The sequence below is a fragment of the Nostoc sp. genome (assembly GCF_036919675.1).
In the GTDB taxonomy this organism is placed as follows: Bacteria; Cyanobacteriota; Cyanobacteriia; order Cyanobacteriales; family Nostocaceae; genus Nostoc.
The window spans coordinates 28,591-40,456 of the sequence record NZ_JBALCP010000114.1 but is presented as its reverse complement, the minus strand read 5'-3'; the positions used below and the strand labels follow the sequence as shown (position 1 = coordinate 40,456).

Below are 11,866 nucleotides of genomic sequence, written 5' to 3'. Positions count from 1 at the left end.
CTATGTCCCGTCGCTGTGAACTAACTGGTAAGAAGGCAAATAACGGCTTTGCTGTTTCTCACTCCCACCGCCGTACTAAACGCCTTCAGCACGCCAATCTGCAAAGCAAGCGTGTTTGGTGGGCAGGCGGAAATCGCTGGGTAAAATTAAAGCTGTCTACCAAAGCAATCAAAACCCTAGATATTAAAGGGTTAGAAGCAATGGCAAAAGAAGCTGGTATTAACCTGAATCATTACTAAGTAACGTGGATTTATAACCTGAGACTATGTACCGGAGACAGGATAAGCGGCCAAAGACGCTGCTCATCCTGTTTCCCTACCAAAATAGGACTGAAATTAGGTGGTTCAGTACCCAAAATTAATTCTTAATTACGAATTACGTTAGCGTCCCTTGCGCGTCTGGTTGAGAAGCGGTAGCAATAGCGCAGCATTAATGACGTAGGAGCGTCGGAACGAGTGTCATTACGAATTACTAATTATTTCTGTTGTATCTGCTTTTGTACCCAAAGACGAAAAGCTTTGAGTGTTGCATTTCTACCTGCTGTTCTACTTTGCTCCAGATATTGGGGAATCGTTTCAATTAGTCGGAATAGAGGAAAATTTAGGCTTTGCGGAGACTCTATATAATGCCCATCTCGTAGAACATTAATTTGTAAATTTCCTTTATTAAAACGCCAAAGCTCAGGTACTTTTAAAGCTTCATAAATATTAGGATGAGTGCGAGAAGTAATATCAATTTCTAGAGCTAAATCTGGAGGGGGGTCTACTGTTAAATCTAGTCGCTTCTTCCCGCGAATCTTAGATTCATTCTTTATATAAAAACACTGGTCAGGTTCTATACCTTGAGCCATTGCTTGGTTTTTGAAAGTGGTAGAACCAAGGCATCTAAACTCAATATCTAATTCTTCCAAAAGCGCTTTGACTAAATCACTAATAATTTCTTTATCGTCTTCATGTTCTGGCAGTGGTGCCATAATCTCCAGTATTCCCCTGTCATAAGCAATTCGTGCAGCACGATGTTCCCCTAAATCTTCTAGAATTGTTTCCAATTCCTGCCAGGTTACATCTCGCAGTAGCACTCTTTGTCCTGGTGGAACATGGATGCGCTTTAATTCCAACAACATCATCTCCACTCCCAGTAGCTAAAACCTAAATTTAGCTTACTCCAGTTGACTAATGTGCTACGACAATTTTTGCTGCTTCATCACTAAAATTGTCTGATGCTTGTACACACAGCAGCTTGTCGTCGGACATCAGCTGCTTAAAAAACCCCTCATAGAAGTGTATACAGGGGCGATCGCTCCTACATAGAAAAGCGTAGTTTAAAGAAAAACCTCTGGAGTTCCCAGAGGTTTTGGTTCCTGATTTAGTTTCTACTTGTTACTCCAACTTGTCCTCAGTCATTTCCCGATAGTGAAGGAAATTATGTCAAGTACTCAAAGGTGGGGGTATGTTATCCGGTGGACAACGCCAACGCATAAATAAATTTAGGGGCTTGAAAAGACAGTTGGCAGTGGAATTCCAGAATCTTTCTCCCTTGTTCCCTGCTCTGTGCCCCCCCTGCCTCTTTGGTCATGTCCGGCTTTTAGTAACAAATATTACAATACGCCAGCGATTAATTCCTATCTCCTCCCCATAATGCCTGCACTACTTGATCAGTCAATTCTTTACCAAACATCTGCTCTGCTAATTTATTCCCTGGGTCTCGTTCAGCACTGCTACGGCGCAAAAACAAGTCACGTTCTGCCAAAGCAGTCCGTATATCTTCTGGCACAGGCTCCGCTTCGTCTACCCAGTTTATCCAGCGTTCGAGCATTTGGTTTGCAAATGTCCGAAGCAGTTTGACTGTATCATTTGTGGCTGGACTTGTATAGCATAACCCGATAGGCGACATAAATTGACGCATATACACGCTCTTGCTGGTGTACATTGAAAGACTTGGTTCCTCCTGCAAATTCAGGAATAACTGATTAACAGGCTCATAGTAGCGTTCCAGATAGTCCAGGTCTGTCAATAAATCAGTTCGAGGAATGTAATCTAAATAAAAGAAAATATCTGGAAGCGTACCAAACTCAAACGTTAGATGGGGAACACGTATGTGGGACCCTAACCAAACAGTCAGACGGATGACACTAAAATTTGCCTTTTCGTTATGCGACACCACATGCACTAGCCAATCAATTTCCGTACCAGAAAAAGCCTTGAGTGAACCCTGAAAATTACCATCAATGCTGCTGTAGCTATTTAAATCATTTGTAAAATCTGCTGGATTTAGCTGAAAACGATTCTCTAGCTTTTGTCGCAATTGGTTTGTAATAGTCCATAACTGCTCAAATACAGATGTATTATCTGAGTTGATTTCTTGGTAAATCATTGTTTTTTTTGCTGAGACATTGAGTATGAACAATAAAAACTTTCATGATTGCTTCTTAATTCTAAGCACAAAGCAATCTAGGATAATAAGTACCAATTTTGTGAGGATAAATTTATTTTTTTATTGGCATATAATGTCAACTCACCAATTGCTACAAGTTAGTTGACAATTTGGCGTTTGATTTTTTCACTTTGGATATCCAACTTTTGTATGAGTTCAAAATTTCTGAATAGGGAACTATGGTTTCAAATATTAGCTCAGATAGTGAAGGTGAGAAGCGATGGGGAAACAGTTTGTGTAAAGTATTGGTAATACTTTCCCTTAAGAAAAACTCAATAAACAATCCCATAGTCGAGGGAAATGCGTTATCCCCAAGCTCAACTAAGGCGTGAGCATCTTGCTTACGGCGAACAGTAAATTGTTCAACAACCTCTCCAATATTGTCAGAATACTCGTCTAAAAGGTTGTCAAACAAGATAACATCTTCAAGTGCCGCATTGCAACCTTGACCAATAGAGGAAGATACGGCATGTGCTGCATCTCCGATGAGTAGCACACTATCACCTTGGTGATAACGGTTACAACGAATTGTTAAAATTCTCGATACAGGTCTAGTAAGGAAAGCTTCAGCTTCTTCCTTAGGCATCATCTGATAAATTTCTGGGAAATTCTTTTGAAAAAATGTCAGAACTTCTTCTGTGTTGGAAAGATTAACTATCTGATTTTTTTTATGGAGAAATAAAACTACTCCACTCATGCTTCCATCTTGTTGATGTAGTAGTACTATCAGCGTACTATCGTTTAGTATCCAAGAATGAATTTTGCCCTGTTCCAGGTTGATACCTGAATTTTCATTGGGACGAGGGAGGAAAATCGATTTATAGTCATTAGGGACATATTTCTGCTCGCACTCAAAGTTTTTCGTATCAACAAAATTCTCTCTTATCTGAGAATTTGCTCCATCTGCACCTATTAACACGTCATAGTCAACAGTGAACTCATGTTTTCCTCCAACCTGAGAAGCTTCGACAACATTTTTCAATGTTATTGTCTTTGCCACAAAATCCACAGAACTACATTGACAGTTGAAGTTCAGGTTGAGTTTACTGTTGTTGGACTTTTGGTTAAAATTTTCTAGTAGCACAATTGCCAAGCTAGTGCGGTCAAGCGTAAAGAGATATTTATTTCTTGGCCTCAACCGTGTCTTACCGTTTTTTTGGTGAAAAATTGTTCCTGTCACCTCCAAACTTCTGGATTTGACCGCTTCCTCTAAACCCTTAATTTTTCTTAAAGCTCTCATTCCTCTTTCGTTCAGAGAGATAGGATAGGTTCTGGATGTAGAGAATGAAACAATTCTAGGGTCGCTGCGACGTTCATAAATGTCGATTTCGTATTTTTCACCACGACTTAACAAGTAGTGAGCAAGCAGAAGTCCGCAAGGTCCAGCACCTACAATAACTACTTTCTTGACCATAATTCTATGACTTCCGCATTAGTTAAATAATCATGATACTTAATATTCACTAGAGATTTTTATATAAATTAATACATTTTTCATTGGTCTTGAGAGAGATATAGTGGCAAAGCTTCGGAAATATGCAATCTCAGTAGACTGAAAAATGAATGGAAGTTGACGAAATCATGAGGGTTTCAGCCGTCGTTTTTGGGATGGGAAATCATCACCACTTGCGTAGCTTGCCGCCGTATCCCTACGGGGAAGCAAGCTACGCAAAGCGTCTCGTAGAGAAGGCACCGCTCTGAATTTCACCCACAACAAAGGTAAATGAGCGGCAGATTACAAGCTGATTTTAGCGGATTTGTATTCCCAAGGGGAAATGAAAGACTCTTCAGACTTCTGGAAAACTTTTCGGTCTACTTGACGTTTAGAAAAGCAACTGACCAAAGCTCAATTACAACTAAGGCAGTTGTGCCAACAACAATTTGCCTGTGAAAAAGATGCACTCATGGCAGCTAAAGTCATAAATTGTCAGTTGCCTTTAGATCAGCTTGTTGATATCAAAGCTGTTGCAGTTTCACAACACAAAGGACGTGGTAGATCTAGTACCGCAAGGCGGAAGTCAAAAGTCAAAAGTCAAAAGTCAAAAGTATTATGGAATGGGCTTTTTAGGGATTTTAAATGGTTGCTCTATTTACGCCGTGGCGTACTAGTAAGGATGCTTAAGTAACGAAACACGATCAAATTCATCATCCGCGTTCGCCATCTAAAAGCAGGCTGAATTTCTTGCTCGCAATTTGTGATTAATTCTTCGCCTGTGGTTGCGAACCAGGAATCGTTACATCTATTGGTGTCACCTGTGCTGCTAGCTGCGTCAATGGCGGTTGAATGGCGGTTTGATTCCCCACGACTAGAGTCACAATCCTTTCTGGCTTGAGGTATTCTCGTGCTACCCGTTGCACATCAGCGGCGGTGGTGGCGGCGACGGCCTTTTGATAGCGAAAGAGAAAATCAGCAGGATAGCCGTAATATTCGTATCGCATCAACCGTGATAAGGTTTGGCTGGGGTCTTGAAAGTTGAATACAAAAGAGTTGAGTGTAGACTCTTTGGCAAAAGCCAGTTCTTTTGCTGTTACTCTTTGAGTTTGGATGCGCTTGATTTCAGCTTGTAAGGCTTTGACAAACTGCACAGTAGCATCCGATCGCGTTTGTCCACCAGCAATAAACATGCCAGGATAGTCGTAGCGGGGACTCCACTGGCCATAGACAGAATAAGCTAAACCTTGACGCGATCGCACTTCATTAAATAAGCGTCCACCAAACCCATTTAACACCCCATTTAATACATCCAGCGCCGCATAATCGGGATTGTCGAACCGTCCGCCTAAATGCCCGATAAGCACACTACTTTGTGTTAGTTGTGGCTGATTGACAAAAAAGACTCCACCTGTATTAGCTGGCAAAACTTTTGGTAATTTGGGTTTAGCAATACCTGGGTTGCGGTTCCAGTCCCCAAACTTTGCTTGAACGAGCGATCGCATTTTCTTAGCCTCAAAATCCCCCACAATCCCTAAAATCATATTATTGGGGTGGAAATATTGCTGATAGAACTTGAGCAAATCCTCACGGGAAACCTGATCTACCGTTGCATACTCTATCGTGCGAGCATAGGGACTATCTTTCCCATAGATCAATTTCTTAAATTCTCGACTAGCAATCTCATCTGGATCGTCATTGCGACGGGCAATGCCACCCTTAGCTTGTGTCTTAGCTAAGTCTAGCTTTTCTTGAGCAAATAGTGGCGATCGCAGTACCTCAGCAAACAGCCCAAACACCGTTTCTAAATCTTCACTGAGTGCGTCAAAGCTAGCACTACCAGAAGCTTCAGCAATACCAACTTCTACAGATGCCGCCCGTTGTTCCAATATCTCGTTGAGTTCATCAGCCGAATGCTTCTTAGTTCCCCCAGTTCGCATTACTGCGCCTGTAAAACCAGCTAAACCGATTTTTTCCAGTGGTTCCAAGCGATTCCCTGTCCGCACAAACGCCGTCCCATTCACCAACGGTAACTCGTGATCCTCCATTAAATAGACAACCAAGCCGTTTTGGAGAACAAACCGCTCATACTTGGGTAACTTAATCTCAGGTAGCGGTGGCAACTGCAACTCACTATAATGCTTTGCTTGTGCCGTCGCCGCCAGAGAAAAATTACAAGTTAAAAGTAAACACGCAAAAACTGCAACCAAAGCATAAATAAACCCCTTGCCATTTTGAATCTTGAACACCATCCGCTTTTTACCCTTCACCTTGTACCTCTGCATATCTCTCTACCTTTGCGCCTTTTGCAGTTCGTTTTTCATCCTTCTTTCGACAACAACTTACCAATCGAGCGATTTTCAGCCGTAAACGTCTCTTTCGCCACCCGTTGAATATCAGCCGTCTTTACGGCTGCAATGTCATCCAACTGCTTAAACAAATTCCGCCAAGAGCCAGTTTTCACCTCATATTCCAACAATTGTTGAGCCATCCCCATATTTGAGTCGAGGGTACGTAACAAACCCGCCCGTGCTTGGGTTTTCACCCGTTCCAAATCAGCCGCTTCTACAGGCTCAGTTTTTAATTTGTCAATTTCTTGACGCAAAGCCACCGCCAACTCATCAACTGTATGACCAGGAGCTGTGAGAGCATAGAAAAATATCAAGTTTGGGTACTTATCTCCAGGAAATCCACTGTAACCTTGGGCATTTAGCGCCAAACGCTGCTTTTCTACCAAAGACTTATACAGCCGCGACGTGCGCCCATCACTTAATAAACTGCCAATGATTTCATAGACTGCATTATCTGGATGGGTAATTGCCGGACGATGATAACCTTCTAAATACCAGGGTTGAGAAGGTAGCTGTAAAGTAACTTCTCGTGTTTGTTGTTGTGGCGGTTCCGTCGGGATTTGTTCAACAGCTTTGGTTTTTGCTTGATAGCGGCCAAAATAAGTTTGCGCCAGTTTTTTCACCTCAGCCGGCTTAACATCTCCGACAATAGCGATCGCTAAATTACTTGGTACATAGTGAGTATCAAAAAAATTCTGGACATCTTCAGGTGTCAGATTGCGGATATCTTCGTCATAACCAATCACTGGACGCTTGTAAGGATGGACTTTGTAAGCAGTATCAATAAACTTTTCCACCATCAGTCCAATGGGTGAATTCTCCACCCGCATCCGGCGTTCTTCTAAAATTACATCTTTCTCTTTATAAAACTCACGACGAATTACAGGATCGAGAAATCGTTCCGATTCCAGCGACATCCAAAGTTCTAGCTTATTGGCAGGAAAACTGTAAAAATAACGGGTGGCTTCAGTAGAAGTATTGGCATTTAAACCCACGCCTCCTGCTTGTTCCACAATTTGCCCCAGTTCGTTTTGCTTGACTAGCTTACCTGCTTGTGATTCTACTTGTTTAAACTCAGTTTCTAACCGAGCAACTTCATCTTTTTTGCCCTCGGCTTTCGCTGTTTTAATTTGAGTATCTAACTGCTGCAAGCGCTCTAGTAGCGGTTTTTCTGCTTTGTAGTTTTGTGTGCCAATGCGCGTTGTGCCTTTGAACGCCAAATGCTCAAGAAAGTGAGCTACGCCAGTTTTACCATCTGACTCATCCACACCACCGACATTGGCATAGGTAAGAAAGGAAATTACGGGCGCTTGATGTCGTTCCAAGACAATGAATTTTAAACCATTGTCGAGGCGAAACTCCGTTAACTGCTTAATCACTCGATCCAGATAAGGTTGGATCGAACTTTGAATCGGTGGGGTTTGAGTTTTGGCTGCTTGAGGAAGTACCGTTTGAGTTTGAGCCAGAGCAATTTCTGGCACTAATCCCCACCAAAGGACGATCAAAGCCAACAAAGTGACAAACAACCGCCGAAATCTGACAAATACTTTATCTAACCAATCCAAAATCGTTCGATGGTTCCTGAGCGAAGTCGTTGGCGCAGCCTCTCGTAGAGAAGGACTGAGCGTCCCTTGCGCGTCTGGTAGAGAAGTCGTTCGCGTAGCGTTCTGCAGGAAAGTCCCCAATCTGTCTTGGAAAGTTGAGCCACTGCGTTGGACGGGTTTCCCGGCTTGTTCGCGCAGCGTCTCCCTTAGGAGAAGCAAGTGGCGTCTAATCGCCGGAAACCAGCGCTCAGACTTTCCGCAAAATCTCAAAATTGATCGACTGATCTGGTTCATAAGCGAAAATTAAGATAAAGTTACACTACCTAAGTAACAGGATACTTAGCAAAAGGACGTTAATCTTGTATTAAGTTTTCAGTGGCTTTTTAACTTGATGTTAGACAATAATGCTACAAATCGTGTTCCGCAAATCTCACCATAACTGTTATGCGAGTTTTTAATTCTTCTCCACCCTCAGAGGCTCAGACGCGTACCCGGATTTTACAGGCAGCACAACGATTGTTCGCCGCTCAGGGATTTGACGGCACTACCACCCGCGATTTAGCACAGGCGGCAGGTGTTGCTGAAGGCACTCTATTTCGTCATTTTCCCAATAAAAAGGCAATTTTGGTGGAAGTAGCTACGAGTGGCTGGGTAGAGATTCTTACAGATTTGCTGACAGAATTGAGTGAAATGGGCAGCTATAAAGCCGTAGCTCAAGTGATGCGTCGCCGGATGTGGAATTTCCAAAAAAATGCCGATTTGATGCGCGTTTGTTTTATGGAGGTGCAGTTTCACCCTGATTTGCGCGATCGCATCCAATTAGAAGTGATTACTAAAATGACGGATGTGGGTGAAGCGTTCTTTCAAACAGCGATGGATAAAGGCATTTATCGCCAAATGGATGCCAAGCTGGTGGCTAAAGTTTTCTTGGGAATGTTTGCGATCGCAGGTTTTTCTAACAACACCCTCATAGAACCTGATGCTTCCCCCCAACAAATGCAGGAAATGGCAGAAGGACTCGCTGATATCTTCCTTAATGGAGTCTTAGCCAAAGAGTGAAGATTCATAAATTATGAATTATGAATCTTCACTCCTTATTCCTAACTAATGATTGCTTTCGCTTGCTGACTCCACTGTTGTACTAGCTCAATCGCTGGACACAAATCTCGTCGTTGCATTGTTGCTACTTGCAAACGCATAATTTGTTGGTGCAATCTATGAGTCGGAGTCTGAGCCAACTGTGCTACAGAACCAATACCTGCATGGAGCAATAAACCACAATATTGGACGCCTACACTGGGAATACGCGCCAAGTCAGCTAAAGCCATCCATTTATTTACATACTGAAGATGAATCTGTAGTTTATTTGCTAACGCCAGCCGTGCCTCTAGAGTCTTGCCTTGTTTGACTAGCGCTACTGTGCTAGTAATCCCGCAATTTTGCAGTTGAGATTGTTCTTCGTGGCTCAGTCCAGGTAATTGCTCGATTGGCCAGTCACCAGATGTGATCAGATTTCGACTATTTGGATTTTTAGCAGACATTTTTAAAACTAAATATAGGCTTCTTTTAATATTGTGACAAATGAAAAAAAACTTAATCACATATATAGCAATCCTAAATCAAACGCGCAGAAACAAGATCCCCAACTTCTCTAAGAAGTCGGGGATCTGAGCTTTTCAATTTTGGCATTGTTTTGCTGCTATCCTGCGGGAATGTTTCATTAATACACATCACATTGCAGTAGATTGCAATGTGATTGTATTGACTGACAATGCGATTGTACCGACTAACAATGCGATTGTAGCGATTGACAATGCGATTGTAGCGATTGACAATGCGATTGTATCGACTGACAATGCGATTGTATCGACTGACAATGCAATTGTATCGACTAACAATAACATTTCACCATGTTAGTTTATTAAAATGAAGCGGTAATTAACTCACCTCCATAACAGTTACGGTTTGTGCGGCGAGAAAGACGCGATCGCCTCGCCCCAAACGTTAAGATGGGTGTAAAAGATTTCAAATCTAGCTCGTTCATAATGGATTGCAGCAAGCTCATGACCCCGATTCCGAAAAGCGTAGCCCAGTTGTATGAAATAGACTTTGTAGGATGGACAGAACAGACTGTACAACTCATTCGGGCTGGACAATTTGAACAGGTAGACTGGGATGCTGTGATTGAGGAGATTGAAAACTTGGGACGCTCAGATCGGCGGGAATTGAAAAGCCGCTTGGAAGTATTATTACAGCATTTGCTCAAGTGGCAATATCAGTCTAGTTTGCGGAGTGGCTCCTGGCAAAATACGATTAATGAGCAACGCAACCGGATTATAGATTTGTTACAAGAGAGTCCCAGCCTCAAGTCTTATCCAGAAGAAGTTTTAGCCCAATGTTACCATCGGGGATTGAAAGCTGCTAGTAATGAAACTGAACTACCAATAGATACGTTTCCAGTGAAATGTCCTTATCCCATTGCCCTAGTTCTCGATGCTGAGTTTTTGCCGGATGCGATTGATTTGTAATGTTAGGTTTATGCAGTAATTAACTCACCTCGCATCACAGTTACCGCTTGTCCGGCGAGAAAGACGCGATCGCCTCCTGTATAGCGTACTTTCACTACCCCACCGCGACTGGATGCCTGATAAGCCAATAACTCATCTTTGTGCAAGCGATCGCGCCAAAAGGGAGCGAGACAACAATGGGCAGCCCCAGTAACGGGGTCTTCATTAATACCTACTCCTGGTGCAAAGAAGCGAGAGACGAAATCATAATTTAAATCTAAAGAGGCAATGCTGGTGACTATAACATCAGAAACAGGCAACGTTTTTAGTAGTTGAAAATTAGGCTGCATTTGCCGTACCAAGTCTTCCGATTCCAATTCCACTAAATAAGCTAGTGAATTCTGCAAGACAGATTTGTATCGTACACCCAAAGCCTGCCTGAGTTCTGGAGGAGCGATCGTTTCTTGTGAGTGATTCACAGGAAAATCTAACTCAATCCACTCACCTTGCAATTTTGCAATCAGCACTCCGCTTTTGGTGTAGAAACGCGCAGCTTGATTTGGTGACAAATGTCCCTCTGACCAAAGTACATGGGCACTAGCTAAGGTGGCGTGACCACAAAGCGGCACTTCCACCGTGGGCGTAAACCAACGCAGATTGAAGCCATCATCCTGTCTAACTAGAAAAGCCGTCTCAGATAAATTCATCTCCTGCGCTACCTTCTGCATCCAGCGTTCGTCTTGGGGAGTAGGCAAAACACAGACAGCAGCAGGATTACCTGCGAAAGGTATATTGGTGAAAGCATCAACCTGAGTAATGATTTGTCCCATTAGAGTCACCTTGAAAATTAGACAGCAATCTTATCAGGAGTACGTTAAACATTAATGCCTATAGTACAACGGGCGCGTAAATCCAGTTACCATCTCAATTAACAAGACTTGGGGCTTAACAAGGGACAAAATCCCCTTGTTAAAGATAGGGAAACTTCCGCCACAGTGTACTAGTTATGATTATTCTTAAGCTCACTGCTACGGCGCAAACCCCTTTAAAACCTCGTTTCCAGCCAGAGGCTGAAAATGCTTGTCATTGGGCTGCTGTCGCTAGTTTTGAGGCAGAGCAGAGCCTCATCTTAGGCATTCCCAGTCTCCGACTGGGAACGAGACAAACGAGACAATCTAGGAAAGTTGGTTTTAGACTTGCTTTCTACCTTAAGTTGACACCAATGACAGCCGTGCGCTTAAAGCGCGTGTTATATCCAAATGAGAACCCCCATATACAGTACCTTATAAATTAGGAATACAATCTCCAAAAACTGGGGTCAATGTTCAAGCAAAACGAAAACATGAGGATAAAAATCTTCAGAAGCATCTTTGCTGCTGTCAACTTAGCGCTAATTTCTGGAGGATTAGTTAGTTGTGTTGTTGAGGTACCGCGCTCATCTGCTCCAACTGAGCAACAAAAACCAGTCCTACAACCTACCCAACAGCCTAACCAAACTAACCAGAAGGACAAAAATGACGACGACAAACATCGCGATCACAAGAATGATAAAGACGATGACGATAAAGAAGATAACGACTAAATAAAGACAAAACTATA

The 11,866-nt window shown here is 42.7% G+C and carries 13 protein-coding genes; 5 read left to right on the top strand and 8 right to left on the bottom strand.

Features of this window, described 5'->3' with window-relative positions:
• The first annotated feature begins 2 nt into the window (after positions 1 to 2).
• Positions 3 to 239 carry a 50S ribosomal protein L28 gene (rpmB, locus tag V7K49_RS25335; RefSeq protein WP_334871659.1) on the top strand — a complete coding sequence of 79 codons (237 nt, stop codon included), beginning with the start codon at positions 3 to 5 and terminating at the stop codon, positions 237 to 239.
• 236 nt (positions 240 to 475) lie between these two features.
• Here rpmB and V7K49_RS25330 read toward each other — a convergent pair whose 3' ends face one another.
• The 3 genes from V7K49_RS25330 to V7K49_RS25320 all read right to left on the bottom strand — a co-directional run bounded on the left by V7K49_RS25330 (position 476) and on the right by V7K49_RS25320 (position 3,847).
• A complete protein-coding gene (locus V7K49_RS25330) occupies positions 476 to 1,123 on the bottom strand; it encodes a Uma2 family endonuclease (RefSeq protein WP_335208176.1) in 648 nt (215 codons plus the stop codon).
• 491 nt (positions 1,124 to 1,614) lie between these two features.
• Positions 1,615 to 2,373, bottom strand: coding sequence for a red chlorophyll catabolite reductase (locus V7K49_RS25325; protein WP_335208098.1), 759 nt, complete (start codon positions 2,371 to 2,373; stop codon positions 1,615 to 1,617).
• Between the two features lie 151 nt (positions 2,374 to 2,524).
• Complete coding sequence (locus V7K49_RS25320; protein WP_335208096.1) at positions 2,525 to 3,847, bottom strand: FAD-dependent oxidoreductase; 1,323 nt, start codon at positions 3,845 to 3,847, stop codon at positions 2,525 to 2,527.
• Positions 3,848 to 4,337: 490 nt separating this feature from the next.
• Between V7K49_RS25320 and V7K49_RS25315 the strand changes: the two genes are divergently transcribed.
• On the top strand, positions 4,338 to 4,559 hold the full coding sequence (locus tag V7K49_RS25315; protein WP_335208094.1) for a hypothetical protein: 222 nt from the start codon (positions 4,338 to 4,340) through the stop codon (positions 4,557 to 4,559).
• Between the two features lie 73 nt (positions 4,560 to 4,632).
• On the opposite strand, the gene V7K49_RS25310 is transcribed toward V7K49_RS25315, so the two are convergent.
• Positions 4,633 to 6,150, bottom strand: a complete 1,518-nt coding sequence (locus V7K49_RS25310; protein WP_335208092.1) for a M16 family metallopeptidase — start codon at positions 6,148 to 6,150, stop codon at positions 4,633 to 4,635.
• A gap of 35 nt (positions 6,151 to 6,185) precedes the next feature.
• Entirely contained in the window at positions 6,186 to 8,054 is a 1,869-nt protein-coding gene (locus V7K49_RS25305; RefSeq protein WP_335208090.1) for a M16 family metallopeptidase, read from the bottom strand.
• 150 nt (positions 8,055 to 8,204) lie between these two features.
• On the opposite strand from V7K49_RS25305, the gene V7K49_RS25300 reads away from it, so the two are divergent.
• Entirely contained in the window at positions 8,205 to 8,819 is a 615-nt protein-coding gene (locus tag V7K49_RS25300; RefSeq protein WP_298911079.1) for a TetR/AcrR family transcriptional regulator, read from the top strand.
• Between the two features lie 41 nt (positions 8,820 to 8,860).
• Here the strand turns inward: V7K49_RS25300 and V7K49_RS25295 are convergent, their stop codons facing one another.
• Complete coding sequence (locus tag V7K49_RS25295; RefSeq protein ID WP_334871663.1) at positions 8,861 to 9,301, bottom strand: DUF4332 domain-containing protein; 441 nt, start codon at positions 9,299 to 9,301, stop codon at positions 8,861 to 8,863.
• Positions 9,302 to 9,681: 380 nt separating this feature from the next.
• On the bottom strand, positions 9,682 to 9,804 hold the full coding sequence (locus V7K49_RS25290; RefSeq protein ID WP_334871664.1) for a hypothetical protein: 123 nt from the start codon (positions 9,802 to 9,804) through the stop codon (positions 9,682 to 9,684).
• Positions 9,805 to 9,823: 19 nt separating this feature from the next.
• Here V7K49_RS25290 and V7K49_RS25285 point away from each other — a divergent pair, with 19 nt between their 5' ends.
• Positions 9,824 to 10,288 carry a DUF29 domain-containing protein gene (locus V7K49_RS25285; protein WP_335208088.1) on the top strand — a complete coding sequence of 155 codons (465 nt, stop codon included), beginning with the start codon at positions 9,824 to 9,826 and terminating at the stop codon, positions 10,286 to 10,288.
• A gap of 8 nt (positions 10,289 to 10,296) precedes the next feature.
• Here the strand turns inward: V7K49_RS25285 and V7K49_RS25280 are convergent, their stop codons facing one another.
• Positions 10,297 to 11,097: a PhzF family phenazine biosynthesis protein gene (locus V7K49_RS25280; protein WP_335208087.1), complete on the bottom strand. Its 801-nt coding sequence runs from the start codon at positions 11,095 to 11,097 to the stop codon at positions 10,297 to 10,299.
• 491 nt (positions 11,098 to 11,588) lie between these two features.
• Between V7K49_RS25280 and V7K49_RS25275 the strand changes: the two genes are divergently transcribed.
• A complete protein-coding gene (locus V7K49_RS25275) occupies positions 11,589 to 11,849 on the top strand; it encodes a hypothetical protein (RefSeq protein WP_335208085.1) in 261 nt (86 codons plus the stop codon).
• Positions 11,850 to 11,866 lie beyond the last annotated feature (17 nt).